The sequence below is a fragment of the Georgenia sp. SYP-B2076 genome (assembly GCF_003991205.1).
In the GTDB taxonomy this organism is placed as follows: Bacteria; Actinomycetota; Actinomycetes; order Actinomycetales; family Actinomycetaceae; genus Georgenia.
Genome location: NZ_RXOZ01000003.1, coordinates 95,446 through 122,052, shown reverse-complemented (window position 1 = coordinate 122,052; position 26,607 = coordinate 95,446). Strand labels below are relative to the sequence as shown.

Sequence of the window (26,607 nt, the reverse complement as noted above, 5' to 3'; positions counted from 1 at the left end):
TCATCGAGGCCTGGGCCGAGCGGACCCGGGCGCTGGCCGCGCTGCCCGGCGTCGAGCAGGTCTTCTGCTTCGAGAACCGCGGCAAGGAGATCGGGGTGACGCTGCACCACCCCCACGGGCAGATCTATGCCTACCCCTACCTGACCCCGCGCACGGCCACGATGGTGCGCCAGGCCCAGGCGCACCGCGCGCGCACCGGGCGCAACCTGCTGCGCGACGTCCTGGACGCGGAGCTGCGCGCCGGGCGCCGGGTGGTCGCCGAGTCCGCGCACTGGGTGGCCTACGTCCCGGCCGCGGCCCGGTGGCCCGTCGAGGTCCACCTCGCCCCGCGCCGGGACGTGCCCGACCTGCCCGCCCTGGACGAGGCCGAGCGCGCCGACCTGGCCTCGATCTACCTGCGCGTGCTCCAGGCCGGCGACCGGTACTTCGCGTGGCCCGCGGGCAGCGAGCGCGCGGGCGAGCCCATCGCGCTGCCCTACATCGCCGCCTGGCACCAGGCCCCCGTCCGTCAGGGCCGGGCCGACCTGCGCCTGCACCTGCAGCTGTTCTCCGTCCTGCGCGCCCCCGGCAAGCTCAAGTACCTCGCCGGCTCCGAGTCCGGCATGGGCGCCTGGATCTCCGACACCACCCCCGAGAAGATCGCCGACCGCCTCCGCGAGGTCATGCGCGACCAGCCCGACGAGCCCCCCACACCCCCGGCCACCACCCCCGCGACGGGCACACCCCAGCCCGGCACAGCCCAGCCCGGCGCGGCCGCAGGTGACCGGGCATGAGCGCGCTGCTGGAGGCGTGGGCGGACGCCGACGGCGCGGCCCGCGCGCGCCGGTTGTTCGCCGCCACCTTCGGCGCCGAGCCCACAGGGGTGTGGGCCGCGCCGGGCCGGGTGAACATCGTCGGCGAGCACACCGACTACAACGACGGCCTCTGCCTGCCCATCGCGCTGCCCCACCGCACCTTCGTCGCGCTGCGCCCGCGCCCGGACCGGACCGTGCGGCTGGTCAGCGCCCAGGAGCCGGGCGTGCGCGAGGTCGACCTCGACACCCTCGGCCCGGCGGGCACGGCCGGGGAGGTGGCCGGGTGGCCGGCCTACGCCGCGGGCGTCGCCTGGGCCCTGGAACGCGAGGGCCTCGCGGCCGCCGGGAGCGTGCCGGGCTTCGACGCCGCCGTCGACTCCTGCGTGCCCGCCGGGGCGGGGCTGAGCTCGTCGGCGGCGCTGGAGTGCGCCGTCGCCGTGGCGCTCGACGACGTCGCCGGGCTTCGGCTCGGCGGCGATGACGCGGGGCGGGCCCGGCTGGCGGACGCCTGCGTGCGCGCCGAGAACGAGGTGGCCGGCGCGCCCACCGGCGGCATGGACCAGGCCGCCGCCCTGCGCGCCCAGGCCGGGCACGCCCTCCTCCTGGACTGCCGCGACGGCGCCGTCCGACAGGTGCCCCTCGACCTGGCCGCCGCCGGGCTGACCCTCCTGGTGATCGACACCCGCGCCCCCCACCGCCTTGTCGACGGCCAGTACGGGCGCCGCCGCCGGGTGTGCGAGGACGCCGCGGGGGCGCTAGGCGTTCCCTCGCTCAGGTCGGCCGCCGACGCCGTCGAGTCCGGGCAGACCACGCCGGGCGCGGTGCTTGCCCTCCTGGATGACGACGAGCAGCGCAAGCGGGTGCGGCACGTGGTGAGCGAGATCGGGCGCGTCCGTTCCCTCGTCGCACGCCTCGCGCAGCACCCGGGAGCGCAGCTCGAGGGCTCGGCGCTGGACACGGTCGCGTCGGGGTTGGACGCCTCCCACGAGTCGCTGCGCCGTGACTACGAGGTCTCCTGCCCCGAGCTCGACCTCGCGGTCGAGACCGCTCGCGCGCACGGTGCCCGTGGCGCGCGGATGACCGGCGGCGGCTTCGGCGGCTCCGCCATCGCCCTGGTCGACAGCGGCGACGCCCGGCACGTCGCCGCCGCCGTCGACCGGGCGTTCGCGGAGGCCCACTTCGACGCGCCCGCGTTCCTGAGCGCGATCCCGGCAGCACCCGCCGGACCCGTGCGGGCCTGACCCGCCGCCTCGGTGCGCGCACGAGCCGCGAGGGGCCCAACAGGTGTGCCGCGGACCCAGCGGCGCGACCCGCCTCCGTAGGATGCCGCCGTGACCGCCGAGGAACCCGTCCGCTCCCGCCTGCGGCTGTCCGGCGCCAAGGACCGGGTGGTCCTCGTGGTGTCCCTGGGCATCCTCAGCGCGGTCAGCCCCCTGGCGACGGACATGTACCTGGCCTCCATGCCGCACCTGGCCGACTTCTTCGGCACGACCGCCAGCGCGGTGCAGCTGACCCTCACCGCGTACATGGTGGGCATGGCGGTGGGCCAGTTCCTGCTCGGCCCGATCTCCGACGTCCTCGGCCGGCACCGGCTCATGGTGGCGGGCAACGTGCTGTTCCTGCTCACGTCCGTCGCCATCGTGCTGGCCCCGACCATCGGCGTGGTCATCGCGCTGCGCGTGGTGCAGGGCGTCTCCGGGGCCGCCGGGGTGGTCATCGCCCGCGCCGTCGTCTCGGACATCGCCACCGGGCGGCAGGCGGCCAAGCTGTTCTCGGTCCTGGCTACCATTGCCTCGCTGGCCCCCGTGGTCGCGCCGGTGCTCGGCGGGGTCATCGCCACCGTCGCCCCGTGGCAGGCGGTGTTCTGGGCGCTGGCCGGCTTCGGGCTGCTCATGCTCGCCTGCACGGTGCTCGTGGTCCCGGAGACCCTCCCGCGGGCGCGGCGCCACCGAGGCGGGATCGGCGTCGTCGTCGGCAACTCGTGGGCGGTGCTGAGCAAGCCGGCGTTCATGGCCCACGCCCTGACGTTCGCCCTCACCTTCGGCGCCCTGTTCTCCTACATCTCCGCCTCCTCGTTCGTGGTGCAGAACGTCCTGGGCTTCTCCCCGCTCGCCTACTCGGCCGTGTTCGCGATCAACGCCGGCGGCGCCATCCTCGGCACCCTCGTCAACACCCGGCTGGTCGACCGTTTCGCCCCCGCCGACATCCTGCGGGCGGCGGTGGTGGTCTCCTGCGGGGTCAACCTCGCCGGGCTCGCCGTCGTCGTGGCCGGGACCACGAGCTGGCCGACGCTGGTGCACCTGTTCCTCAACCAGGCCTGCCTCGGCTTCATCATGGGCAACGCCGTCGCCCTCGCCCAGTCGCGGGTGCCCGGGCGTGCGGGCGCCGGCTCCGCCGTCATCGGGCTGCTGCAGTTCCTCATGGGCGGGCTCGTCAGCCCGCTGACGGGACTGGCCGGCCAGCACACCGCCGTCCCCATGGTCGTGCTCATGGCGGTGTGCTCGACCCTCGCCCTGGGTGTCGCGCTCGTCGGGCGGCGGCTCACCCGCTGACGTCCGGCTACGGGAGCCGGGACGCCCGCCGGACGTGGGCCTCACCGGCCCGCTCCGGCTCGAGCGGCACCGGGCTGACGAGCACGGCCGGCCCGCGGTGCAGCACGCCGTCCGACAGCGCCCGGCATCGCATGCCCCCTCGCCCCCGCATCGCGGCGTGCGCCCCGGGGGCGAGGACCCGGTCCATCCAGGCGCAGGGGTTGGCGGGTCTGCCGCCGAGCAGCCGCACGGAGGCGCCCCGCGACTCGAGCGCGAACTCCTCGCCCAGCAGCGGGGCGAGGTGCGCGCCGCGGAGGATCACGTTGCGCCGCGTGAGGAGCGGATCGAACGGGGCGGCGCCAAGCTCGGCGGCCATGGCCTCGAGGCCCTCGACGGCGAACAGCGTCACGGCGGCGTCCATGTGGGCGGCCTTGCCGAAGAACCGGTCGCCGACGATGCCCTTGCCGGCCATCACCTCGACCCGGTCCGCGTCGGTCGTGGGCACGTCCGCGGCGCCGTCCCGGGGGCGCCCGAAGTAGGCGTGCCCCGCGGACACGAGCAGGTGCAGGACCTCCACCTCGTACCTGTAGGTGACCGTCACGCCGCCAAGTCTCCCTCACCGAGACGACGACGGCGGCCGGCCGGGGGAGTGACGGCGGCCGGCCGGCGGCGCTCTGGGCGACACGGCGGCCCGCTCCCGCCAGACTCGTGCCATGGGCAACGGGGCCAGGCCATGGGTGCTGCACGTCGACCTCGACGAGTTCATCGCCGCGGTGGAGGTGCTGCGCCGCCCGGAGCTGGCCGGGCTGCCGGTCATCGTCGGCGGGAGGGGCGACCCCACGGAGCGCGCGGTGGTGTCCACGGCGTCCTACGCGGCGCGCGAGTTCGGCGTCGGGTCCGGGATGCCGCTGAAGGTCGCCGCCCGCAAGGTGCCGGACGCCGTCTTCCTGCCGGTGGACGCGCCGGCCTACGAGGAGGCGTCCGACCAGGTCATGGCCACGCTGCGGGACCTCGGCGGCGTCGTCGAGGTCCTCGGCTGGGACGAGGCCTTCCTCGGGGCGACGACGGACGACCCGGAGGCCCTCGCCCGGCGCGCGCAGGCCGCGGTGCTCGAGGCCACCGCGCTGCACTGCTCGGTGGGGATCGGCGACAACAAGGTGCGCGCCAAGATCGCCACCGGCTTCGGCAAGCCGCGGGGCATCTTCCGGCTGACCGCCGAGAACTGGTTCGAGGTGATGGGGGAGCGCCCGACCGTCGCGCTGTGGGGCGTCGGCTCGCGGGTCTCCAAGCGCCTGGCGGGCCACGGCATCGAGACGGTGAACCAGCTGGCGGCGGCCCCGCAGGAGCTGCTCGTGGGCGAGTTCGGGCCCCGGATGGGCGTCTGGTACAGCGAGCTCGGCCGGGGCATCGGCCCCGCCGTCGTCGACGACGCCCCGTGGATCGCCCGCGGCCACAGCCGGGAGACGACGTACCAGCAGAACCTCACCACCCCGGAGGAGGTGGTGGAGGCGGTGCGCGAGCTCGCCGCCCAGGCCTTCGAGGACACCGCGCGGGAGGGCCGGCCCGTCTTCCGGGTCACGCTCAAGGTGCGCTACGCCCCCTTCGAGACCAAGGCGATCGGCAGGAAGCTCGCGGCGCCCACCCGCGCGCGCGACGACGTCGTCGCCGCGGCCACCGAGCTGGCCGCCCGGATCGACCCGGACCGGGAGATCCGGCTGCTCGGCGTGCGCGCCGAGATGGTCATGCCCGACGGGGGCGACCCGGCCGAGCGCACCCCGGTGCGCGGGCGGCTGTGACCGTTCGGCTCAGGACGCCGGGTCGCCCGGCATGAGAATGGTGGCGAACAGGCGCCGGGTGCGTCCCCCGCCCGGCTCGAGCTCGAGGCGCGGGGCCAGCACGGCGCGGAGATCGTCGAGCAGGGCGTGCATCTCCTCGTCCGTGAGATGCATGGCGTTCACCCGATATCCCACCAGGTCGCGCTCGTGGTCGATATCCTCCCGGTCGAGATAGCGGTCGTAGTCCGCGAGCAGGCCGGCGACGAAGGTGAGGAAGCCCTGCCGGTGCTCCTCCGCCGTGAGGGTGCGCGCCTCGTCCGGACCGACCGACGCGGCGCCCGTCCGTAGCCGGTAGGTGCGCTGCATCGCCCCCCGCACGCGGCTCTCCCCGGCGACCTCGAGCACGCCGCCCTCGGCGAGGACCGCCACCTGGCGGTACAGGGTCGCGGTCGGGACGTCCGGCAGCTCCCGGTGCAGGTCGCCGGTCGTGAGTGAGCGGTCGCCCAGGAAGGCCTGCGCGATCCGCAGGCGGACCGGGTGCAGCAGGACGTCAGCCGCTCGCATCTCGGGCACCTCTCCACAGAATCACACTTGACAACATTCTCATAACTGAGAATGCTACTGCCATGACCACAGCAACGGTGCAGCCCACCGCCCTCCAGATCTCCTTCACCACCCGCGAGAAGGTCGCCGGCCTGATCCGGAACCAGCAGTTCCCGCTCACTTCCGTGCGCTCCGCCGAGGTCGTCGCCGACGGCCTCGCCGCCGTCCACGGGGTCCGCTCGCCCGGCCTGGGCCTGCCCGGGGCGCGGGCCATCGGCACGTGGCGCGGCCGCTCGGGCAAGACCCTGGTCTCCGTCCGGCGCGGCCGACCCGCCCTCCGCGTGCTCCTTGACGGCCAGCCGTACGCCGAGCTCCTGCTCGACGTCGACGACGCCGCGCGCCTCGCGGCCGCGCTCGCCCCGACCCGCTGACGACCGCTGACATAGGGAGACCGACGTGCCCGAGATGCCGCTCCACTTCCGTTCCGGTGACCAGACGCTCGCCGGCACCCTCACGACGCCCGACGGCGAAGGCCCGCACCCCGCCGCGCTGCTGGTGCCCGGATCCGGTCCGGTCGACCGCGACTCCAACCACCGGCGGATGCGGCTCGACATCACCCGGCAGCTGTCCGACGCCCTCGTGGCGGCGGGCATCGCGACCTTCCGCTACGACAAGCGCGGCGTCGGGGAGAGCACCGGGCGCTTCCGCGCCGCCGGCTTCACCGACAACGTCGACGACGCGCGGGCGGCCCTCGAGGCGCTCGCCGCGGTGCCCGAGGTCGACCCGGGGGCGCTCACCGTCGTCGGGCACAGCGAAGGCGCCCTGATCGCCACCGTCCTCGCCGCGCACACGACGCTGCCGGTGGCGGGTGTCGTCCTCCTCAGCGGCTCGGCCACGCCCGGCGAGGAGCTGCTCCGGTGGCAGGCGGCCCGGATCGCCCCGACGCTCCCGAAACCCGTGCGGGTGATGCTGCGGCTGCTCCGCACCGACCTCGAGGCGCGGGTGGCGAAGAACCACGCGAAGGTCAAGGCGACGACCACCGACGAGGCGCGGGTCGACGGCGTCCGCATCAACGCCCGGTGGACCCGGGAGTTCATGGCCTACGACCCCCGCCCGGACCTCGGGCGGATCGCCGTCCCCGTGCTCGCCGTGACGGGGGGCAAGGACGTCCAGACCGACCCCGCAGACCTGCACGCCATCGCCGACCTCGTGCGCGGCCCCGTGGAGACCCACGAGGTGCCCGACGTCAGCCACCTCCTCCGGAGCCAGGACGGACCCGCCTCCGTCAACGGGTACAAGAAGGAGATCCGCCGGCCCGTCGACAAGCGCGTCCTCGAGCTCGTCGTCGCGTGGGTGCGCCGCCATGCCAGCCTCGGCGCCGCCGAGGCGTCCTGACGGTCCAGGGTGGCGGAACTCGTGGGGTCACGCCGCCGCGGCACCGTCCCGGCGGCGCATGACCGCGCTGACCGGGCCGGCGTTCGCGGTCAGTCGTCCTCGGGCATGTCGACGGCCCAGGGCTCGATCGCCTCGATCTCGTCCGTGGTCAGCGGCGCCGCCTCGAGCGCCGCGAGGTTGTCCTCCAGCTGGCGGACCGAGCTGGCGCCGACCAGGACGGACGTGACGCGTTCGTCCCGGAGCAGCCAGGTTATGGCCAGCTGGGCCAGGGACTGGCCCCGCACGGCCGCGATGTCGTTCAGCGCGCGGGCGCGCGCCAGGTACTCCTCGTCGATGCGGCCCGCCTTGAGGAAGTGCCCCACCGAGGCGCGCGACCCCGCCGCCACCCGGCCGTCGAGGTACCGGTCGGTCAGCAGGCCCTGGGCGAGCGGCGAGAAGACGATAAGCCCGATCGCGAGCTCCTCGACCGTCTCCAGCAGCGACCGCGGCGCCCTCCCGGGTGCCCCTGCAGCGTCCCCGCGCAGCCAGGGGTCGCGCATCTCCACAGGCTGCTCGACGTGCCGGTCGAACATCGAGTACGACTCCTGCTGGATCAGGAGCGGGACGCCGAGGCCGGTCAGCGCACGGCTCGCCGCCACCGCCTCCGCGGGGGAGTAGTTCGAGATGCCGACGTAGAGCGCCTTGCCCTGGCGCACCGCGCGGGCCAGGGCACCGGCCGTCTCCTCGATCGGCACGCTCGGGTCCGGCCGATGTGAGTAGAAGATGTCGACGTGGTCCAGGCCCGTCCTGCGCAATGAGGCGTCCAGGGACGCCGTGAGGTACTTCGCGGAGCCGCCGTCCCCGTACGGGCCTGGCCACATGTCGTAGCCGGCTTTGGTGCTGATCACGAGCTCGTCGCGGTACGGCCGCAGGTCCGTGGCGAGGACGCGCCCGAAGGTCGCCTCGGCGGCGCCGGGAGGCGGGCCGTAGTTGTTTGCGAGGTCGACGTGCGTCACGCCGCGGTCGAATGCGCGGAGCAGGATCGCGCGCTGGCTGGCAAAGCTGTGGGCGTCCCCGAAGTTGTGCCATAGGCCGAGGGAGACGGCCGGAAGGTCCAGGCCGCTGTGGCCGGCGCGCCGGAACGTCGATGCCGCGTATCGGTCACCCGATGCCTGGTACTGGCTCACGGCGTCATCATGGCAGCACCGTTGACATCAATGCATTCTGTATACAGAATGCGGAGACTCACGCCACTCCCCGGCGCCAACGAATCGAGGCCAACGATGACTCGTCTCACTCTCCGCTCGCGCACCGCGACCGTCCTCGGCGTCGCCACCGCCCTCAGCCTCACGCTCGCGGCGTGCAGCGGCTCAAGCGGCTCGGCCGCCGGAGAGGACGGTGGAAGCGTGGTGTGGTCGACGTGGGGCACACCCGAGGAGCTCGGCCGCTTCGAGGAGTTCAACGCCGACTTCATGAAGCGCCACACCGACATCCGCGTGAAGCTGGAACCGGTCGCCTCCTACGACGACTATCACTCCAAGCTCCTGTCCCAGCTGACCTCGGACACCGCCCCGGACGTCTTCTACATCGGGGATGACCGCCTCGGCCAGTTCGTCGACGCGGGCGTCCTCCTCCCGCTCAGCGACCGCATGGGCTCCGAGGAGAGCAAGACCAAGCCGGAGGACTTCTACCCCGGGATCTTCGGTGCCGCCGAGTCCGACGGGGAGATCTATGCCGCGCCGAACGACACCAACCCGGACGCCCTCTGGTACGACAAGGTGGCGCTCGAGGCGGCCGGCATCGCCGAGGACCCCGCGGAGCTCGCCGCGAAGGACGCCTGGACGACGGACGCGTACCTTGCGATGAACGACAAGCTCGCGGCGGCCGGCCTGACCGGGTCGATGTTCTGGAACTACTGGGCCACGCACTACAGCTGGATCTCCGCCCAGGGCGGCGCCGCATACGCCGACGACGGCACGTTCGTCGCTGCCGAGGACCCCACCACCGTCGAGGCGGTCGACACGCTGGCGCGCTACTTCCAGGAGGGCACCTTCGCCGTCGCCGACACCATGCCCGAGGGGGCCGGAGCCGACACGATGTTCCTCACCCACAAGGCCGGCTTCTTCGCCCAGGGCCGCTACACGATCGGCACCGTGCGCTCGGCCGGCGAGGAGGACAGCTACGACATCGTTCGGTGGCCCACCCCCGACGGCAAGGCCGCGCCCACCGGTGTGGCCGCGAGCTACCTCGCCATCAACCCCGACGCGTCCGACGTCGACGCCGCCTTCACCTTCTGGACCGAGTTCCTCAGCGCGGAGGGCCAGAGCTTCCGGCTGCGGGGCGGCGGCAACGCCGTCCCGTCGATCAAGGGCGCCGACGAGGTGGTCCTCGAGGACGGCTATCCCGAGCACGCGCAGACCTTCCTGGACATGCGCGACATCGGCTTCGCCAACTACCCCGCCGAGGCCGTCGTCCCGGGCCTGGCCACGGACATCAGCTCCCTCATGCTGACGCTGTACGAGGGCAAGAGCGACACCCCGACGACGCTGGGCGCGGCGGCGGGCCTCGTTGCCGAGAAGACGGCCAAGTAGGGCCGGTGAGCCAGCAGCTGAGGGTCGCGCAAGCGCTGCGGTCCGCCCGGCAGTCACCGCCCGAGCCCCGTGAGGCGGCGTGGCGGAAGGCCGACCGCCGGTGGGGATGGTTCTTCGTCGGCCCTCAGCTGCTCGGCATGGCGACCTTCGTCGTCCTTCCCTTCGTCGTCAGCCTCGTGCTCGCCTTCGCCAGCTGGGACGGGCTCACCAACCTGGAGTGGGTCGGCCTCGCCAACTTCGCCGACCAGCTCACGGACCCGCTCCTCCTGCGCTCCATCATCAACACCCTCCTGCTCGCGCTGGTGACCGTACCCATCGGGCTCGGGCTCGCGACGGTGATCGCCGTCGCGCTCGACCAGCTCCGTTCGCGAGCCCTGTACCTGGTGCTCTTCTTCGCCCCCGTCGTCACGTCCTCCGTGGCGGTCGCCATGATCTGGCAGCAGCTCTTCCGCGCGGACGGTGCGCTCTCGGCCGCGCTGAGCCGCATCTTCCGCATCGCGCCGCCGGACTGGCTCGGAGACCCGCGCCTCGCGCTGCTGGCCGTGTGCATCGTGACGATCTGGGGCTCACTGGGCCTCAACGTGGTGATCATCCTGGCCGGCCTGCAGAACGTGCCGTCCACGGTCGTGGAGGCCGCCCGGCTCGATGGTGCGGGGCCGGTCACGATGTTCCTCCGGATCCGGATGCCCCTGCTCTCACCCGTCCTCTTCTACTCCTCCGTGGTGGCCTTCATCAGCTCGCTGCAGACCTTCGACACCGTCTTCCTGCTGACCGCCGACGCCGGACCCGACAACGCCACGAGGACGATCGTCTACCACATCTACGACTTGGGCTTCGGCCGGTTCGAGTTCGGGCCGTCGAGCGCGGCCGCCGTCATCCTCCTCGTGCTGACGCTGGTTATCACGGCCGCCCAGTTCGCGGTGCAGAAGAAGCTCGTGCACTACGAGGAGGCCGCATGACCGCCGTCGCCACGGCAGCCGGGGAACGCACCGCGGGCGCCGGCACCCCGGCCGTGCGCCCGTCGGGTCGGAGCGGCCGACGGCGGCCCCCGGCCGGCCGGGTGGCCCTGCACGCCGTCCTCCTCGTCGGCGGCCTGCTCATGGTCGCGCCGTTCCTGTGGATGCTCTTGACCTCCCTCAAGACCCTCCCTCAGCTGCTCACCGACCCACTCAGCCTCCTGCCCGCCCCGGCGACCACGGGCAACTTCGCGCAGGCCTGGCAGTCGCTACCCTTCGGCCGCGCCTACGTCAACAGCATCTACATCGCCGTGCTGGTGGTCGCGGGCACGCTCGTCACCGCAGCCATGGCCGGGTACGCGTTCGCGCGCATCCCGTTCCGCGGCGCCAAGGTCCTCTTCCTCGTCTTCCTCGCCACGCAGATGATCCCCAAGCAGGTCACGCTCGTGCCGTTCTACCTCCTGATGGCGAGGCTCGGCTGGGTGGACTCCCACCTGGCGCTCATCGTGCCCGCAGCCCTGGCCAACCCCTTCGCCGTGTTCCTCATGCGGCAGTTCGTCCTGTCCATCCCGCGGGAGCTCACCGAGGCGGCCACGCTCGACGGCGCGGGCCAGGTGCGCACCTTCTTCTCCGTGATCCTGCCCAACCTGCGCCCGGGCCTCGGCGCCCTGAGCATCATCGTGGTGCTGGACACGTGGAACAACTTCCTCTTCCCGCTCGTGCTGCTCAACAGCCAGGAGCTGTTCACGGTCCCGCTGCTCCTTGCGAGCTTCCAGGGTCAGTACGGCGCCGTGAACTACGGCCTCGTCATGGCGGCCTCCGCGGTCGCCACCGTGCCGATGCTCATCGCGTTCCTCCTCGGCCAGCGGCGGATCATCGCGTCCATGGCCGCCTCCGGCCTGGGCGGGCGGTAGGGCGATGGGCGACGTGACGGCGGCGGGGACCGTGACGCCGGCGGCCGGGGCCGAGGCGATGGCGGCCGTCGAGCACCTGCTCGACCTCGAACACACGCCGTTCACCCTCCCCGCGTCGCGGCTGTTCGTACTACGCGCCGACGCGGCCGCGCTTCGTCCGCGCGCTGACCCGCGCTACGGGGCGCTCCCGGGCACCGCCGAGCCGACGGCTGTCGACTACCAGGCGGCGGCCGGTCCACCGGACGCCCTGACCGTGTGTACGGCCGAGTACGAGCGCCCCCCGGCGGAGTGCGTGGTCGTCGATCGCCTCACCGTCCGCGACGGCGGGGGGCGGGTGCTGCCGGTGACCCGGGTGACGCCGGACCGCATCGAGCTCGGCCATGTCACCCTCACCTTCGCCGGTCCGGGGGCGCTCAGCCTCGGCACGACGACGGCCAGACCCTGGTCGGCGTCCCTGGAGCTGCCCGTCGTCCCCACCGGCTGCGGCTGGGTGACCGCCCTGCCCTCGGCGCCCGGCACCGACCTCGTGGCCCACGGCGTCACGGTGAGCGCGCGCGGGCAGCGCCTCGACCTGCGGGCCGACAGCGCCGGGTGGGTCGAGCTCGACGTGGCGGGGCGGGTCGGCGGTGACCACTCGGCGCGGAGCGACGGTGACCACGCCGCGCACCTCGCGGCCACGCGAGCCACGTGGCAGGGCTGGATGTCCCGGTGCCCGGCCGTGCGCCCCGACCTGGCGCCCATGACCGCTCTGTGCTGGTGGGTGCTCGGGGCGAACGCGGTCCGGCTCCACGGCCACGACGACGCCCACGCGGTGGTGCCCTCCAAGATCGGCTACGTGGGGCTGTGGCAGTGGGACGCCTACTTCATCGCCGTGGGCCTCCGCCATGGGGCGCCCGGGCTCGCGCGCCACCAGCTCGACCTGGCGCTGCGGTATCCCACGGCCGACGGTCAGCTCCCCGACGTCGTGCACGATGGCGGCGTGCTCGCCTCGAGTGCCGACCTGCCCCCAGCCGATCTGGCGGCGCTGCGTCGCAAGGGCTCTGGCGTGGCGGGCAGCGACGCCGTCGTGCCCCTGACCAAGCCGCCCCTGACGGCCTGGGCGATCGAGAAGGTGCTCGACGTGCTCGGTGACCAGGACTGGGGCGCCGCCGCGTACGGCGTGGCCGCCCGCTCCCAGGAGTGGTGGTTCGCGCGGTCGGACACCGACGGCGACGGCATGCCCGAGTACGGCCACCCGTACTCCTCCGGTCTGGACGACAGCCCGATCTTCGACTCCGCACCGCCCGTGGCATCACCCGACCTGGCCGCCTATCTCGTGGTCCAGGACGACCTGCTCGCCCGCCGGGCCCACCGCGACGGTGACCTGGCAGCGGCGGACCACCACCGTCGCCGGGCGACCCGGACGCTTCGGCTGCTCCTGGACACCTGGGAAGAGGGACGGGGGATGTTCGCCGCCCACGCGGGTGGCCGCGCCCTCCCTACCTACGCGGTGGTGAGCTTGCTGCCCACGCTGACGGGCCGCCTCCCGCGGGAGGTCGTCGCACGACTGCGGGAGGCGCTCGCGGATCCCGACCTGTTCGGCGCGCCCTGGGGAGTGCCGACCGTCGCGCGCAACGACCCGGCGTTCGACCCCGACGCCATGTGGCGCGGACCGAGCTGGATGAACATCTGTGCCCTGCTCGTCGACGGGCTGGAGGCCTCCGGCTTCCGGGACGAGGCGGACGCGCTCGCCGAGAAGGCACTGGCAGGCGTCATCCGGGCCGGCGGCCCGTACGAGTACGTCAACCCGTTGACGGGGGAACGCGCCCCCACCGCGACGACATCCTTCGGGTGGTCGGCGGCGCTGTTCGTGGACCTCGCCGTCCGGCTCTCGCGCAGCTGAGGTGCCGGCGCACCGTCCGGGGCGGCGTGCACCGACCCGGGGGGCGACGACCGGCGCGTCGTGTGCCGCCGGGCGGTCAGCTGGCGCGGTCGGTCTGGAAGTCGAGGGTCTGCAGCAGCCTGCGGGCGCCGTTGCGCCAGTTCGCCCGCAGTGCGGCCTGCGCGCCGGCGAGGTCACCGTCGACGAGCCGCTGGGCGATCGCCTCGTGCTCGGCCGAGCTTCGGGCGACCATGGCCTCGTCGTGGACGAGGAGCGACTCGTAGCGGTGGAGCGCCAGCCGGACGCTCTGGAGGTGGTCCATCAGCCGGCCGTTCGGGCAGGCGCTGAGCATGAGCGTGTGCCACTCGTCGTCGCGCTGGTTGATGAGCGCGTGCTGGGCCACCTCGTCCTTGAAATCGCGCGCGAGGACGAGCAGGTTCCTGCCGAGCTCGGCCAGCTCCTCGGGCGGGCTCAGCTCGAGGGCCAGGCACTCGAGCGCCGCGATGATGGGGCTGAGCTCCTCGAGCTCGCGGGCGCTGAGCGGCAGGAAGCGAAACCCGCGACCGCTCTCGCTGGCGATCTGCCCCTCGGTCTCGAGGGAGATGAGCGCCTCCCGCAACGGCGTCCGGCTCACGCCCAGCTCCGCAGCGAGCTGGACCTCGTTGATCGTCTGCCCCGGGTGGACGGCGCCGCTGCGCATGCGCTCCAGGAGCTCCTCACGCACCTGCGCGCGCAGCGCGGTCCGCTTGATCACCATGTCGCCCTCCAAGTCCGGATCCGGCATTGACAGCATATTCGTTTTGCGTACTGTATGCAATATTCTTCACAACGACGGAAGGAACGCCATGGCTGTTCGCCGGGCACTGGTCCCCGCGGCCGCAACGATGCTGCTGCTCGCCGGATGTGCCACCGGTGGTGGGACTTCACCCACCGAGCCCGTCACGGTGGGCGCCGACGGTGCCCTCGAGGGTGAGATCACCGTCTGGACGTGGGACGTCGCGGCCGTCGCGCTCGAGCGTCTCGCGGCGACGTTCGAGAAGGAGAACCCCGGCACGAGCGTCGAGGTCGTCGACGTCGGTTACGACAACGCCTACGACAAGCTGTCCGTCGGTCTGCAGGCCGGCAGCGGCCTGCCCGACATCGTGACGATCGAGGTGGACCGCGCACCCGGTTACCTTGCCGAGTTCCCTGACGGCTTCGTCGACCTCGGGCCCGTCCTGGGGGACAAGCAGGCAGACTTCGACCCTTTCAAGTGGTCTACCGGCACGACCGCCGATGGCACGATCGCCGTCGCGCCCTGGGACTCGGGCACCGTCGGCATGTTCTACCGCGCGGACTACCTCGCGGCGGCCGGCGTCGACCCTTCGTCGATCGAGACCTGGGCCGACCTGGTCGAGGCCGGTGAGCAGGTCAAGACCGCCACCGGCAATACCCTCATGTCGGTCGACGTCGCCTCGGGCGCCATCTTTCGCATGATGCTGCACCAGCAGGGGCAGGGCTACTTCGACGAGAACGGCGACATCGCCATCACCTCGCCGGAAGCCGTCGAGGCCCTCACGCTCCTGCAGGACATCAACGCCCGCGGGCTGCTCCAGAACGTGCGCGGCTGGGACGGCCGCGTGGGTGCCACCAAGGACGGAAGCTCCGCGTTCCACCCCGAGGCGGTGTGGTGGACCGGCACCCTGACCGGCGAGATGCCCGAGCTCAGTGGCAAGTTCTCAGTCATGGAGCTGCCCGCGTTCGAGCAGGGAGGAGCCCGCACCGCCAACAACGGTGGGTCGGGCCTGGCCGTCCCGACGCAGGCGGAGAACCCCGAGCTCGCGGCCGCCTTCATCGACTTCGCCCTGGCCGGGACGGAGTCGCAGGTCTCCATGATGGAGAACGAGGGGCTGTTCCCCGCCTACCTGCCGGCGCTCGAGGACGAGTACTTCCAGCAGGAGCTGGAGTACTTCGGCGGGCAGCCCGTGTTCCAGCTGTTCGCCGAGCAGACGAAGCAGATCCCCACCATCACCTACGCCACCGATGACGCCCTCGCCAACGACACCGCCGCGAACGCCGTCGTCGCAGCCGTCATCAACGGCGAGGACCCGGCGGCCGCGCTGCAGGCGGCGGCCGAGCAGATCGCCACGGCCACCGGTCGCGAGATCGCCGGCTGACGTGGCGGTCCTCGAGCGCGGTGCGCCGAGCACGGCCACCGCGCCCGGGCGGGTCCCGGGCGCGGCCGCGCACCGCGCCCGGGCGCCGCGGCCGGTGGGACGCCGCCACCGCATGGCCGGGTGGTGGTTCGTCTCGCCGGCGTTGGCCCTCTTCGCCGTCTTCTTCGTCTACCCGCTGCTCGCCTCCCTCTGGCAGAGCTTCTTCGCCACCGAGGCCGGGGCCGCCACCTTCGTCGGCCTCGGCCAGTACCGACGGATGCTCGACGACCCGCTGGTCGCACAGAGCCTGCTCAACGCCGGGCTGCTGCTGGCGGTGCAGGTCCCGCTCATGGTCTGCCTCGCGCTGGGCCTGGCGTACCTGCTCAACCTGAGCTGGCTGCGGCTGCGCACGGGGTACCGGCTGCTGGCGTTCCTCCCCGCCGTGACGTCGCTCGTGGCCTACTCGGTCGTCTTCCGCGTGCTGCTTGCCACCGACGGCGCGATGAACCAGCTGATCGGCGCGCTCGGGCTGGACCCGGTCGACTGGCTCAACAACCCCCTGTGGGCGCGCGTGGCCCTCATCGCTGCGATCACGTGGCGGTGGACCGGCTACAACATGGTCATCCTCCTCGCCGGCCTGCAGGCCGTCCCGCAAGAGCTGTACGAGGCCGCGCGGCTCGATGGCGCCAACGGCTGGCAGGTCTTCACCCGGGTCGTGGTGCCCCAGCTCAGGCCGGTCCTGGTGTTCGTCACGATCACCTCGACGATCGGGGCGCTCCAGCTTTTCGACGAGGTCGTCATCCTCACGGGCGGTGGACCCACGAACGCCACGCTCACCCCGGTGCTCTACCTCTACAAGGTGGGCTTCGAGCAGTTCGACTTCGGGTACGCCTCCGCCATCGCCTGGGTGGTCGTCGTCCTCACGATGGCGATCTCCGTCGTCCAGCTGCGCCTCACGAGGGAGAAGCCGTGATCTCCGCCCTGCGCCGCGCTCCCGCCTATCTGGTCCTGACCGTCGCGGCGGTCGTCAGCGTCATCCCCTTCGCCTGGATGCTCATCGCCTCCACGCACCAGACCTCCGCCCTGTTCGGCACGCCCGTGCCGGTCCTGCCGGGAGGCGAGCTCCTGGCCAACCTCGCGCGCCTGGCGGAGGAGGTGGGCTTCGGTCGGGTGATGGTCAACAGCGTCGGCATCGCCGCGGTGTACACGGTGCTCAGCGTCGCCATCTCGGTGATGTGCGGCTTCGGCCTGGCCAAGTACGCCTTCCGCGGCCGTGGCGTCCTGCTGGGCCTGGTCCTCGTGACGATGATGGTGCCGATGCAGGTGCTGCTGGTGCCGCTGTTCCAGATGATGGCCTCGATGGGCTGGATCGGCAGCTACCAGGCCGTGGTGGTGCCCTTCCTCGCCAGCGCCTTCGGCATCTTCCTCATGCGGCAGTCCTTCCTGGACTTCCCCGACGAGCTCCTCGAGGCGGCCCGCCTCGACGGCGCCGGCGAGCTGCGGACGTTCTGGCGGGTCGTCGTGCCCGTCTCCAAGCCGCAGATCGGGGCCCTGGTGATCTACACGTTCATGACCCAGTGGAACGCGTTCATCTGGCCGCTCCTCATGCTCAACAGCGAGGAGAGGTACACCCTGCCCGTCGCGCTGAACACGATGATCGGGGCGACGCGGGTGGACTACTCCGGGCTCATGCTCGGCTCGTTGTTGGCGACGTTGCCGGTCCTGGTCGTCTTCCTGCTCTTCCAGAGGCAGTTCGTGGCGGGTCTGCTGGGCGGGGCCGTCAAGGGGTGACCCTCTCGGGGTTGCCTACCGCTGAGGCGTCCGCTACGTTTTGTATACAAAATACAGACAGTATAGAGGGGTGGAGCGGTGACGCAGGACGGTGTCCGGCCCATCCGCCTGGACGGGCTGGCCTACGGCGGGGACTACAACCCCGACCAGTGGCCGGAGGAGACCTGGGCCGAGGATGCGCGCCTCATGCGCGAGGCGGGGGTGAACCTCGTCAGCCTCCCGGTCTTCTCGTGGCCGCTGCTGGAGCCGCGTGAGGGGGAGTACGACTTCGCCTGGCTCGACCGGGTGGTGGACCTGCTGTGGTCCCAGGGGATCCGGGTGGACCTCGCGACCGCCACGGCCACCCCGCCGGCCTGGCTGGTGCGCGCTCACCCCGAGGTCCTGCCGGTCGACCGCAATGGTGTGCGGCTGGAGTTCGGCTCGCGCCAGGCCTACTGCCCGAGCTCGCCCGTCTTCCGCGAGCACGCGTTGCGCCTGACCGACGCGATGGCCCGCCGCTACGGTGACCACGAGGCGCTCGCGCTGTGGCACGTGTCGAACGAGTACGGGGACCACGTCGCCCGCTGCTGGTGCCCGGAGTCGGCGGCCCACTTCCGGCGCTGGCTGCAGGCCCGCTACGGCACCCTCGACGGTCTCAACGACGCCTGGGGCACGAGCTGCTGGGGCCAGCACTACACCGAGTGGGCGCACATCGAGCCCCCGCGCTGCGCCACTGGGCCGATCAACCCCACCCAGCAGCTGGACTTCGAGCGGTTCTCCTCCGACGCCCTCCTCGAGCTCTTCCGCGCCGAGGTCGACGTGCTTCGGGAGATCACCCCCAACATCCCGGTCACCACCAACTTCATGAGCCTGTTCCGCGAGCTCGACTACTGGGACTTCGCCGCCGCCGAGGACGTCGTCACCGACGATGCCTACCCCGACCCGGCCGACCCCGCCGCCCACGTCGGCGCCGCGTTGAACTACGGCCTGATGCGCTCGCTCAAGGGCGGACAGCCCTGGCTGCTCCTCGAGCAGGCGCCCTCCGCCGTCAGCTGGCGAGACGTGAACGTCCCCAAGGCGCCCGGCCAGATGCGGGCGATGAGCCTGCACGCCGTCGCCCACGGCTCCGACGGCGTCATGTTCTTCCAGTGGCGCCAGGCCAGGTTCGGCCCCGAGAAGTTCCACTCAGCGATGCTCGGTCACCGCGGCACCGCGTCGCGGAGCTACCGGGAGACCGCGGCGCTCGGCCGTGAGCTGAGCGCCCTGTCGGCGGTCAAGGGCACCCGGGTCCGCTCCGCCGTCGCCCTCGTCGTCGACTGGGACGCCTGGTGGGGGCTCTCCGCGCCCGACTCGCTCCCCTCGGTGCGCCTCGACTGGGCCACGCAGGCCCGCGGCTGGCATGCCGCCCTCTTCGCCCTCGGCCAGACCGTCGACGTCGTCCGTGCCACCGGCCCGTTCGACGCCTACGAGATCGTGGTGGTGCCGAACCTCTACGCCATGACCGACGAGCAGGCGGACGCCCTCGCCGCCTACGTCCGCGGCGGCGGCACCCTCGTCGTCGGCCCGTTCTCCGGCGTCGTCGACCACACCGAGAAGGTGCACGACGGCGGCGCCCCCGGCCCGCTGCGGGCGCTGCTCGGCGTCGCGGTCGACGAGTGGTGGCCCCTGCCCGACGACGCCCACGAGACGCTGCGCTCCGGCGGCCGCGCGTGGCGCGCGCACACCTGGGGCGAGTGGCTCGAGGTCTCGGGCGACGCCGACGTGGTTGCCACCTACGGCTCCGGCGACCTCGCCGGCCGGCCCGCCGTCGTCCGCCGCGCCGACGGCGGCACCGCCTGGTACCTGAGCGCCGTCCTCGACCACGACGGGCTCGTCGCGCTCTTCCGCGACGTCCTGCGCGGGGCCGGCGTCCCCGCCACGCCCGGCACCACCGACGACGTCGAGGTCGTCACCAGGACCGACGGCGCGACGGACGTCACGTTCCTCCTCAACCACGGCCGACGCACCGTCCGGCTCTCCGACCTCCCGGCGGACTCGCGGGTGCTCACCGGCCCGCCGCCCGCCGATGGGCACGTGACTCTCGGGCCGTTCGACGTGACCGTCCTGACCCACCCGACCACCGACCGACCACCCGCGGTGAGGATCCTCACCACGCTCACCGACGAGAAGGGGCCGAGCGCATGAGCCAGCCATTCGTCCACCCGTACATCCCCAACAGCGACCCCGCCGTGCGTGCCGAGATGCTCGCGGCCGTCGGCGCGAGCTCGGTCGAGGAGTTTTACGCCGACGTGCCTGGTGACCTGCGCGTCCAGGACGGCCTCGACCTGCCCGCGGCCTTCCTCGCCGAGCAGGACCTCGAGCGCCACGTGACAAGCCTCCTCGGGCGCAACCGCTCCACCCGGGAGCGGCTCAGCTTCCTCGGTGCCGGCACCTACAACCACCACGTGCCCGCCGTCGTCGACGAGGTCATCTCCCGCAGCGAGTTCCTCACCGCCTACGCCGGCGAGCCGTACGAGGACCACGGCCGCTTCCAGGCCCTGTTCGAGTACGAGTCCCTCATGGGCGAGCTGCTGAACATGGACGTCGTCACGGTCCCGACCTACGACGGCTTCCAGGCCAGCGCCACGGCGCTCGCGATGGCGCATCGGATCACCGGCCGCGGCCGCGCCCTCGTCGTCAGTGACGTCACACCCGACCAGCTGTCCAAGGTCACCGACTACGTGCGGACGTACCTCGACCTCGTCCCGGTGCCCACCACCGACGGCACCGCGGACCTGGCCGCGGTCACGGCCGCGCTCGACGCCGACACCGCCGCGGTGTGGGTGCAGACCCCGTCCTACGGCGGCGCGCTCGAGGCGGCCCTCCCCGCCCTGGCCGAGGCGGCGCACGCCACCGGCGCGCTCCTCGTGGTCACCACCGACCCGATCATGCTCGGCGTCATCACCGCGCCGGCCGACAGCGGCGCCGACATCGTCTGCGGCGACATCCAGTCCCTGGGGGTCCACCAGTGGTTCGGTGGCGGCCACGGCGGCTTCATCGCCGTGCACGACGACCCGCGCTTCGTCATGGAGCTCCCCTCCCGACTGTTCGGGCTCGCGTCCACCGACGTCCCCGGCGAGTACGGCTTCGGCGACGTCGCCTACGAGCGGACCTCCTTCGCCCTGCGCGAGGAGGGGAAGGAGTGGGTGGGCACCGCCGCCGCCCTCTGGGGCATCGCCGCCGGCGTGTACCTGAGCCTGATGGGCCCGAAGGGCATGGCGGAGCTCGGCGAGACCGTCCTGGCCCGCACCGCCTACGCCGCCGCCCGTCTCGGGTCGCTGCCGGGAGTCGCCGTTGCCGACGGCGCCGTCCACTTCCGCGAGCTCGTCGTCGACGTCCGCGCGACCGGCCGCTCCGCCCGGGACGTCCGCGACGCCGTCCGTGCCCGGGACATCGAGCCCGGGGTCGTCGTCGGGGAGTACCGCCTGCTCGTGTGCGTCACCGAGGTGACCACGCAGGCGGACATCGACCTCCTTGTCACCACCCTTGCCGAGATCCTCCAGGAGAGTGCCGCGTGAGCCTGCCCATCGCCCCCAAGCCCGCCCTGCGCCGCTTCCACCAGGCCCGGTGGGACGAGCCGATCGTGTTCGAGCTGCACGCCCCCGGCGAGCGCGGCGTGTTCGTCTCCCGGCCGGAGCCCGGCGTGCGCGACACCGTCGGCGACGTCGTCGCGGACCTGCCCGCCTCGCTGCGCCGCCCCGAGGCGCCCGCCCTGCCCGAGATCGCCCAGATGCGGGTGCTGCGCCATTACCTGCGCCTGAGCCAGGAGAACCTGGGCGCGGACCTGAACGTCGACGTCGGCCAGGGCACGTGCACCATGAAGTACTCGCCGAAGGTCAACGAGCGGATCATCACCACCCCGCGGCTGGCCGACCTGCACCCGCTCCAGGCCGAGGACACCGTGCAGGGCGTGCTCGAGATCATCTGGGAGACGGAGCGGGCGCTGGCCGAGATCTCCGGGATGAGCCGCATCTCGCTCGCCACCCAGGGCGGCTCCGCCGCCATCTGGACCAACATCGCCATGATCCGCGCGTACCACGAGGCCAACGGCGAGGGCGACCAGCGCGACGAGGTCATCACGACGATCTTCTCCCACCCGTCCAACGCCGCGGCCGCCAAGGCCGCCGGCTACAAGGTCATCACGGTCTACCCCGACGCCCAGGGCTACCCGGACATCGACGCCCTGAAGGCCGCGCTCTCCGGGCGCACGGCAGCCATCATGGTCACCAACCCGGAGGACACGGGGATCTACAACCCCCGCATCCGCGAGTGGGTGGACCTGGCGCACTCCGTCGGTGCGCTGGCCTCCTACGACCAGGCCAACGCCAACGGGATCCTCGGCATCACCCGGGCCCGCGACGCCGGCTTCGACGTGTGCCACTTCAACCTGCACAAGACGTTCGCTACCCCGCACGCCTCCGGTGGGCCGGGCGCCGGCGCCAACGGCGTCTCGGAGAAGCTCGCCCCGTTCCTGCCCGGACCCGTGGTCGAGCGAGACGGGGACCGGTTCTACCTCGACGGCGACCGGCCCAGGTCGATCGGCAAGGTCGCGCCCTTCTACGGGGTCGTGCCCAACATCGTGCGGGCCTACTCCTGGATCAGGGCCCTCGGCGCGGAGGGGCTCCGCGCCGTGGCCGAGGTCGCCGTCCTCAACAACAACTACCTCATGAAGCGCATCCTGGAGATCCCCGGCGCGTCCGCGCCGTACGCCGCTGGACGCCGCCGGATCGAGCAGGTGCGCTACTCCTGGCAGGAGCTCTTCGAGGAGACGGGCGTCAGCTCCGAGGAGATCGGCGTGCGTGCCGCCGACTACGGCATGCACTACTGGACCAGCCACCACCCCTACGTGGTGCCGCAGCCGTTCACCCTCGAGCCCACGGAGTCCTACTCGCGGGCGGAGCTCGACGAGTACGCCGACGTCATCGCGCGGGTGGCAACGGAGGCGCGTGAGGATCCCGAGCTCGTCCGTACCGCGCCGCACCACCAGAGTGTCCACCACACCCACCACGACGACCTCGACGACCCGGACCGCTGGGCCACGACGTGGCGCGCCTACCTGCGCAAGTACCCCCACGCCCACCAGAACGGCGGCTCGGCACGGGAGGCCGACGCTGTGGGCGTGGCGCCGCACGCCCCCGGCGGCCCGGCGGCCGACGAGGCGGTTGCGCTCCGGTGACCGCACGGGCGCGCCGATGAGCACGCGGCCGGCCCGGGCACCGGCAGCGCGCGAGGGCGGCATCGTGGGCCTGGTCGTCAACCCGGTCGCCGGCATCGGCGGCCCCGCCGGGCTCAAGGGCAGCGACGGCCCGGCCGTGCAGCGGCTTGCGCGAGAGCGTGGGGCGCGTGCGCGCGCCGAGGAGCGTGCCGTCCGCGCCCTCGAACGACTGGTCGCTGCCCGGCCCGGCGCCGTGGTGGTCACGGCCGGGGGACGGATGGGAGAGCGCGCCGCGCTGACGGCGGGCCTCGGCGCGGAGGTCGTCTGGGACGGCCCCTCCGCCACCACCGGTGCGGAAGGGGCCACCACCGGCGCGGACACGACCGCCGCCGTCCGAGCCGTCGTGGCGGCCGGTGCCGACCTGGTCCTCTTCGCCGGCGGAGACGGCACCGCCCGCGATGTCTGCACCGGCGCGGGTGCCGGCGTCGCGGTCCTCGGGATCCCGGCCGGCGTGAAGATGTACTCGGGCTGCTTCGCCGTCAGCCCCGCCGCCGCGGGGGCGCTCGCCGTGGCCTGGCTCGGCGGTGAGGTGGCCACGGAGGAGCGTGAGGTCCTCGACGTCGACGAGGACCAGGTCCGGACCGGCCGGGTCGAGCCCCGCCTGCACGGGCTGGTGCGCGTCCCGGTGCTCGCCGGCCGCACACAGGCGCGCAAGGCCCCCACCCCCACGTCCGAGCGCGCGGCGGTCGGGGCGGCCGCCCACGGGGCGGTCCAGGCCATGCAGCCGGACGTCAGCTACCTCCTCGGCCCGGGCGGGACCACGGCACAGGTCGCCCGCCTCCTGGGCGTCCCGTTCACCCCGCTGGGCGTGGACGTCGTGCGTGACGGAAGCCTGGTCCTCGCGGACGCGAGCGAGGAGCAGCTCCGCGCGGTCGTCGCCGGGGGACCGGCACGCGCTGTCGTCACCGTGATCGGCGGCCAGGGGTTCCTCCTCGGGCGAGGGAACCAGCAGCTCTCCGCGGCCGTGGTCGCGGTCATGGGGCCGGACCCACTCCTCGTCGTGGCGACCGAGGACAAGCTCACCGCCCTGCACGGACGGCCCCTCCTCGTCGACACCGGCGACGCCGACCTGGACGCCCGCCTTGCCGGCCACGTCCGCGTCATCACCGGGCCGTCCACCACCAGTCTGTACCCCGTACACGCACCCGAGAACGAAGGAGCATGACCATGCGACTCAAGGACAAGCGGGCGATCGTCACCGGTGCGGCGGGGGGCATCGGCCGGGCCACCGCCCTCGCCTTCGCCGCCGAGGGCGCCCGCGTCGTTGCCGTGGACATCAAGGGGGAGGCCGCTGACGAGGTTGCGAAGGACATCGTCCGGGCCGGTGGTGAGGCCGTCGCCGTGGCCGCCGACGTGTCGTCCGAGGCGGACGTGCGCCGGATCGTCGAGACGACCGTGGCCACCTTCGGCGGCGTGGACGTCGTGTTCAACAATGCCGGCATCATCCGCCGGACCACGGCCCTGGACATCGACGTCGACGAGTGGGACAAGGTCTTCGGGGTAAATGTGCGGTCCATCTTCCTGATGGCGAAGCACGTCGTGCCGGTCATGACCGAGGCGGGCGGAGGGTCGATCATCAACACCGGCTCGGGGTGGGGCCTGAAGGGCGGCGGCCAGGCGCTGTCGTACTGCGCCTCCAAGGGCGCCGTGGTCAACATGACCCGCGCGCTGGCCATCGACCACGGCGCTCAGGGCATCCGGGTGAACTCGGTCAACCCGGGCGACGTGAACACGGGGATGCTGCGCGACGAGGCCCGCCAGCTCGGGCAGGACGAGCAGGCGTTCCTTGCCGAGTCCTCCGACCGGCCGCTCCGCCGCATGGGGCAGCCGGACGAGATCGCGTCCGCCGTCGTCTGGCTGGCCAGCGACGAGTCGAGCTACGTGACCGGCGCGGCGCTCGTGGTCGACGGCGGCGGCATCGCCTGACCGCGGGACGCTCCTGGACACGTGCTCCGCCGTCGCGGCCCACACGGGACGGGACCGACTCAGGCCGCGCGGCCGCCCGGCCGCGCGCGCCGCGCAGTCACGGCGGCGACGACGCCGCCCGTCGCGAAGGTCATCGTGGCGACCAGCACGAGGAATAGCGGGGCGGCCCATCCGCCGGTGGCGGCGTGCAGCGCGCCCGCGACGGGTGGGCCGAAGGTGGCGGCGAGATAGCCGCCCGCCTGCACGCGCGCGGACATCGCGGCGGCCTCCTGGTTGCTGCGGGTCACGCGGGCGATGATGGAGAGGATCACCGTGAAGCCACCGCCCTGGGCGATGCCGCCGACGAGGGCCCACGTCGTGTACGCCTCGGGCGCCAGGAGCAGGCCCACCGGCAGGGAGCACCAGAACAGGCCCATGATGGCCGCGGGCACCCACGCCGGCGTCCGGGCGGCGAGCACCGGCACGCCGAAGGCGCCGACCACCCCGGCGATCTGGAACACCGAGGCGATGGCACCGGACGTCTCCGCACCGAGCCCACGGGTGTCAGCCAGGAGGAGCGGCAGCCACGCGGTGACTGCGTAGTAGGAGAACGACTGGCCGGCGAAGGCGATCATGAGCAGCCAGCCGATCCGGCTCACCCGCCCCGCGGGGCGCGGCTCGTCCGGGCGGGCCGCGACCGGGTCCGGCAGCCTGGCGCGCCGGCGGCGCCGCGCCAGCACCGCCCAGAACGCCGCCCCGACGACCGCGAAGACCGCCCAGCACGCCAGCGCCCAGCGCCAGCCGACCACCGCGGCGAGCGGTGCGGTGCCGACCGACGTGATCATGGAACCGGCGTTGAGCGCCGCGGTGTAGGTCCCGGTCGCCAGCGCGGCGCGCTGCCACGGCACGTCGCGCCGGATCACCACCGGGACGACGACGTTGCCGATGCCGATCGCCGCCCCGATGATCACGGTGCCGACGATGACCACCGGGGCCGGCCCGGCGGAGCGGACGACGGTCCCCAGCAGCACGCCGAGCAGGCAGACGAGGACGGCGGCCTCCGGTCCGGCGCGGCGGATCACCCACGCGGCCAGCGGGGTCGCGAGGGCGAAGCAGAGCACCGGCAGGCCGGTCAGGAGACCGGACGCCGTCGCCGAGAGCCCCAGGTCCGCCTGGATCTCGCCGATCACCGGTGGGGTGGCGACGATCGGGCCGCGCAGGCTCAGCGCGACCAGGACGATGCCGGCGAGGACGGCCCAGGGGAACGCGCGCCGCGCGGGGCTGAGCGGGCGGCTGGGCACCCGAGGATCCTAGGGTGCCCCGGGCCGTGCCACGTCCGCGGTCACCGACTGGGACGGTTCGCCCGGGTCAGGCCCCGGCGACCGCGGTGTTCCGCAGGGTCCCCAGCCCGTCGATGGTCGTCTCCACGACGTCGCCCGGCCGGATGAAGCGCTGCGGCGTGCGGGCAAAGCCCACGCCCGCCGGGGTGCCGGTCGCGATGACGTCGCCCGGCCGGAGCGTGGTGATGGTCGACAGGTAGGCGATGATCTCCGTCGGCCCGAAGAGCAGGTCCGCCGTCGTCGACTCCTGGAGCACCTCGCCGTTGATGACCGTGCGGATGGCCGCGTCGCCGTCGAACTCGTCCGGTGTGACGAGCGCGGGACCGATCGGGGTGCTCTTCTCCCACATCTTGCCCTGCAGCCACTGGTTGGTGCGGAACTGGTAGCCGCGCATCGACACGTCGTTGAGGACGGCGTAACCGGCGATGTGGGACAGCGCGTCGGCCTCGTCGATGCGGCGGCCCGGCGTGCCGATGACGATCGCCAGCTCGGCCTCCCAGTCGATCGAGGAGTCCTCCGGGGGAAGCTCGATGTCGTCGTAGGCCCCGACCAGGGAGTCCGCGTACTTCGCGAACAGCGTCGGGTACTCGGGCAGGTCGCTGCCCATCTCGAGGATGTGCTGGCGGTAGTTCGCGCCGACGCAGATGATCTTGCCCGGGCTCGGCACCACCGGCGCGAGGTCGGCACCTTCGACCGGGTGCGTGGCGCCGTCGGCGCGTGCCGCGACGTCCTGCCAGCTCGGGTCCTGCAGCAGGTGTCCGACGTCCCGGAAACCGTCGATCTCGACGAGGGTGTCGCCGTCCTGGCGGACGACCGCGGTGCGGCCGTTGTGGCGGAGGGTGGAAAGCTTCATCGTGGGGTTCC

Annotated in this window: 23 protein-coding genes and 1 pseudogene; 18 read left to right on the top strand and 6 right to left on the bottom strand. The window is 72.9% G+C overall.

What is annotated here, in order from left to right:
• From EJK16_RS02145 to EJK16_RS02135, 3 genes and pseudogenes are all read left to right on the top strand, one after another.
• A pseudogene (locus EJK16_RS02145) lies at positions 1 to 773 on the top strand (hypothetical protein); the annotation flags it as partial.
• Positions 770 to 2,035 (top strand): galactokinase, encoded by a 1,266-nt coding sequence (galK, locus tag EJK16_RS02140; protein ID WP_127125870.1) that lies wholly within the window; start codon positions 770 to 772, stop codon positions 2,033 to 2,035. The pseudogene EJK16_RS02145 and the gene galK, both read left to right, overlap by 4 nt.
• Positions 2,036 to 2,125: 90 nt before the next feature.
• Positions 2,126 to 3,346, top strand: a complete 1,221-nt coding sequence (locus EJK16_RS02135) for a multidrug effflux MFS transporter (RefSeq protein ID WP_127125868.1) — start codon at positions 2,126 to 2,128, stop codon at positions 3,344 to 3,346.
• A 7-nt stretch (positions 3,347 to 3,353) separates the two neighbouring features.
• Here EJK16_RS02135 and EJK16_RS02130 read toward each other — a convergent pair whose 3' ends face one another.
• The gene (locus tag EJK16_RS02130; protein ID WP_127125866.1) at positions 3,354 to 3,926 is read right to left on the bottom strand and encodes an MOSC domain-containing protein; all 573 of its coding nucleotides are present in this window, start codon (positions 3,924 to 3,926) and stop codon (positions 3,354 to 3,356) included.
• 112 nt (positions 3,927 to 4,038) lie between these two features.
• On the opposite strand from EJK16_RS02130, the gene EJK16_RS02125 reads away from it, so the two are divergent.
• A complete protein-coding gene (locus tag EJK16_RS02125; RefSeq protein WP_127125864.1) occupies positions 4,039 to 5,121 on the top strand; it encodes a DNA polymerase IV in 1,083 nt (360 codons plus the stop codon).
• Positions 5,122 to 5,130: 9 nt separating this feature from the next.
• On the opposite strand, the gene EJK16_RS02120 is transcribed toward EJK16_RS02125, so the two are convergent.
• Positions 5,131 to 5,664, bottom strand: coding sequence for a helix-turn-helix domain-containing protein (locus EJK16_RS02120; protein WP_127125862.1), 534 nt, complete (start codon positions 5,662 to 5,664; stop codon positions 5,131 to 5,133).
• A 62-nt stretch (positions 5,665 to 5,726) separates the two neighbouring features.
• Between EJK16_RS02120 and EJK16_RS02115 the strand changes: the two genes are divergently transcribed.
• The gene (locus EJK16_RS02115; protein ID WP_127125860.1) at positions 5,727 to 6,074 is read left to right on the top strand and encodes a hypothetical protein; all 348 of its coding nucleotides are present in this window, start codon (positions 5,727 to 5,729) and stop codon (positions 6,072 to 6,074) included.
• Positions 6,075 to 6,108: 34 nt separating this feature from the next.
• Entirely contained in the window at positions 6,109 to 7,038 is a 930-nt protein-coding gene (locus EJK16_RS02110; RefSeq protein ID WP_127125896.1) for a S9 family peptidase, read from the top strand.
• Positions 7,039 to 7,127: 89 nt separating this feature from the next.
• Here EJK16_RS02110 and EJK16_RS02105 read toward each other — a convergent pair whose 3' ends face one another.
• A complete protein-coding gene (locus EJK16_RS02105) occupies positions 7,128 to 8,204 on the bottom strand; it encodes an aldo/keto reductase (protein WP_127125858.1) in 1,077 nt (358 codons plus the stop codon).
• 96 nt (positions 8,205 to 8,300) lie between these two features.
• Between EJK16_RS02105 and EJK16_RS02100 the strand changes: the two genes are divergently transcribed.
• From EJK16_RS02100 to EJK16_RS02085, 4 genes are read left to right on the top strand one after another with little or no spacing between them, the layout of a single operon-like run.
• Positions 8,301 to 9,608, top strand: a complete 1,308-nt coding sequence (locus EJK16_RS02100; RefSeq protein ID WP_127125856.1) for an ABC transporter substrate-binding protein — start codon at positions 8,301 to 8,303, stop codon at positions 9,606 to 9,608.
• A 5-nt stretch (positions 9,609 to 9,613) separates the two neighbouring features.
• Positions 9,614 to 10,567, top strand: coding sequence for a carbohydrate ABC transporter permease (locus EJK16_RS02095; RefSeq protein ID WP_127125854.1), 954 nt, complete (start codon positions 9,614 to 9,616; stop codon positions 10,565 to 10,567).
• The gene (locus EJK16_RS02090) at positions 10,564 to 11,478 is read left to right on the top strand and encodes a carbohydrate ABC transporter permease (protein WP_127125852.1); all 915 of its coding nucleotides are present in this window, start codon (positions 10,564 to 10,566) and stop codon (positions 11,476 to 11,478) included. The genes EJK16_RS02095 and EJK16_RS02090 overlap by 4 nt, the downstream gene beginning before the upstream one ends.
• 4 nt (positions 11,479 to 11,482) lie before the next feature.
• Positions 11,483 to 13,360: an amylo-alpha-1,6-glucosidase gene (locus EJK16_RS02085; protein WP_127125850.1), complete on the top strand. Its 1,878-nt coding sequence runs from the start codon at positions 11,483 to 11,485 to the stop codon at positions 13,358 to 13,360.
• Positions 13,361 to 13,436: 76 nt separating this feature from the next.
• On the opposite strand, the gene EJK16_RS02080 is transcribed toward EJK16_RS02085, so the two are convergent.
• Positions 13,437 to 14,096 carry a GntR family transcriptional regulator gene (locus EJK16_RS02080; protein WP_127125848.1) on the bottom strand — a complete coding sequence of 220 codons (660 nt, stop codon included), beginning with the start codon at positions 14,094 to 14,096 and terminating at the stop codon, positions 13,437 to 13,439.
• Positions 14,097 to 14,184: 88 nt separating this feature from the next.
• On the opposite strand from EJK16_RS02080, the gene EJK16_RS02075 reads away from it, so the two are divergent.
• The 8 genes from EJK16_RS02075 to EJK16_RS02040 all read left to right on the top strand — a co-directional run bounded on the left by EJK16_RS02075 (position 14,185) and on the right by EJK16_RS02040 (position 24,424).
• Positions 14,185 to 15,495, top strand: coding sequence for an ABC transporter substrate-binding protein (locus tag EJK16_RS02075; RefSeq protein WP_127125846.1), 1,311 nt, complete (start codon positions 14,185 to 14,187; stop codon positions 15,493 to 15,495).
• 1 nt (position 15,496) lies between these two features.
• Positions 15,497 to 16,447 carry a carbohydrate ABC transporter permease gene (locus tag EJK16_RS02070; protein ID WP_240645721.1) on the top strand — a complete coding sequence of 317 codons (951 nt, stop codon included), beginning with the start codon at positions 15,497 to 15,499 and terminating at the stop codon, positions 16,445 to 16,447.
• The gene (locus tag EJK16_RS02065) at positions 16,444 to 17,265 is read left to right on the top strand and encodes a carbohydrate ABC transporter permease (RefSeq protein WP_240645720.1); all 822 of its coding nucleotides are present in this window, start codon (positions 16,444 to 16,446) and stop codon (positions 17,263 to 17,265) included. Before EJK16_RS02070 ends, EJK16_RS02065 begins: the two co-directional genes overlap by 4 nt.
• Before the next feature lie 78 nt (positions 17,266 to 17,343).
• Positions 17,344 to 19,428 carry a beta-galactosidase gene (locus tag EJK16_RS02060; protein ID WP_240645719.1) on the top strand — a complete coding sequence of 695 codons (2,085 nt, stop codon included), beginning with the start codon at positions 17,344 to 17,346 and terminating at the stop codon, positions 19,426 to 19,428.
• The gene (gene gcvPA / locus EJK16_RS02055) at positions 19,425 to 20,801 is read left to right on the top strand and encodes an aminomethyl-transferring glycine dehydrogenase subunit GcvPA (RefSeq protein ID WP_127125842.1); all 1,377 of its coding nucleotides are present in this window, start codon (positions 19,425 to 19,427) and stop codon (positions 20,799 to 20,801) included. Before EJK16_RS02060 ends, gcvPA begins: the two co-directional genes overlap by 4 nt.
• Positions 20,798 to 22,459: an aminomethyl-transferring glycine dehydrogenase subunit GcvPB gene (gcvPB, locus tag EJK16_RS02050; protein ID WP_127125840.1), complete on the top strand. Its 1,662-nt coding sequence runs from the start codon at positions 20,798 to 20,800 to the stop codon at positions 22,457 to 22,459. The genes gcvPA and gcvPB overlap by 4 nt, the downstream gene beginning before the upstream one ends.
• Before the next feature lie 16 nt (positions 22,460 to 22,475).
• Positions 22,476 to 23,663 (top strand): ATP-NAD kinase family protein, encoded by a 1,188-nt coding sequence (locus EJK16_RS02045; RefSeq protein WP_127125838.1) that lies wholly within the window; start codon positions 22,476 to 22,478, stop codon positions 23,661 to 23,663.
• Positions 23,660 to 24,424 (top strand): SDR family NAD(P)-dependent oxidoreductase, encoded by a 765-nt coding sequence (locus EJK16_RS02040; protein ID WP_164737174.1) that lies wholly within the window; start codon positions 23,660 to 23,662, stop codon positions 24,422 to 24,424. The genes EJK16_RS02045 and EJK16_RS02040 overlap by 4 nt, the downstream gene beginning before the upstream one ends.
• A 59-nt stretch (positions 24,425 to 24,483) precedes the next feature.
• Here the strand turns inward: EJK16_RS02040 and EJK16_RS02035 are convergent, their stop codons facing one another.
• Positions 24,484 to 25,704, bottom strand: coding sequence for a CynX/NimT family MFS transporter (locus tag EJK16_RS02035; protein ID WP_240645718.1), 1,221 nt, complete (start codon positions 25,702 to 25,704; stop codon positions 24,484 to 24,486).
• 67 nt (positions 25,705 to 25,771) lie between these two features.
• Entirely contained in the window at positions 25,772 to 26,596 is an 825-nt protein-coding gene (locus EJK16_RS02030; protein ID WP_127125836.1) for a fumarylacetoacetate hydrolase family protein, read from the bottom strand.
• Between the last annotated feature and the right edge of the window lie 11 nt (positions 26,597 to 26,607).

Excerpts from the sequence above, each read along its gene's own strand:
- EJK16_RS02100 (WP_127125856.1), top strand. The coding sequence starts at position 8,301 with ATGACTCGTCTCACTCTCCGCTCGCGCACCGCGACCGTCCTCGGCGTC.
- EJK16_RS02085 (WP_127125850.1), top strand. The coding sequence starts at position 11,483 with ATGGGCGACGTGACGGCGGCGGGGACCGTGACGCCGGCGGCCGGGGCC.
- gcvPA (WP_127125842.1), top strand. The coding sequence starts at position 19,425 with ATGAGCCAGCCATTCGTCCACCCGTACATCCCCAACAGCGACCCCGCC.
- EJK16_RS02090 (WP_127125852.1), top strand. The coding sequence starts at position 10,564 with ATGACCGCCGTCGCCACGGCAGCCGGGGAACGCACCGCGGGCGCCGGC.
- EJK16_RS02115 (WP_127125860.1), top strand. The coding sequence starts at position 5,727 with ATGACCACAGCAACGGTGCAGCCCACCGCCCTCCAGATCTCCTTCACC.
- EJK16_RS02110 (WP_127125896.1), top strand. The coding sequence starts at position 6,109 with ATGCCGCTCCACTTCCGTTCCGGTGACCAGACGCTCGCCGGCACCCTC.
- EJK16_RS02125 (WP_127125864.1), top strand. The coding sequence starts at position 4,039 with ATGGGCAACGGGGCCAGGCCATGGGTGCTGCACGTCGACCTCGACGAG.
- galK (WP_127125870.1), top strand. The coding sequence starts at position 770 with ATGAGCGCGCTGCTGGAGGCGTGGGCGGACGCCGACGGCGCGGCCCGC.
- EJK16_RS02045 (WP_127125838.1), top strand. The coding sequence starts at position 22,476 with ATGAGCACGCGGCCGGCCCGGGCACCGGCAGCGCGCGAGGGCGGCATC.
- EJK16_RS02030 (WP_127125836.1), bottom strand. The coding sequence starts at position 26,596 with ATGAAGCTTTCCACCCTCCGCCACAACGGCCGCACCGCGGTCGTCCGC.
- EJK16_RS02080 (WP_127125848.1), bottom strand. The coding sequence starts at position 14,096 with ATGGTGATCAAGCGGACCGCGCTGCGCGCGCAGGTGCGTGAGGAGCTC.
- EJK16_RS02040 (WP_164737174.1), top strand. The coding sequence starts at position 23,660 with ATGACCATGCGACTCAAGGACAAGCGGGCGATCGTCACCGGTGCGGCG.
- EJK16_RS02120 (WP_127125862.1), bottom strand. The coding sequence starts at position 5,664 with ATGCGAGCGGCTGACGTCCTGCTGCACCCGGTCCGCCTGCGGATCGCG.
- EJK16_RS02075 (WP_127125846.1), top strand. The coding sequence starts at position 14,185 with ATGGCTGTTCGCCGGGCACTGGTCCCCGCGGCCGCAACGATGCTGCTG.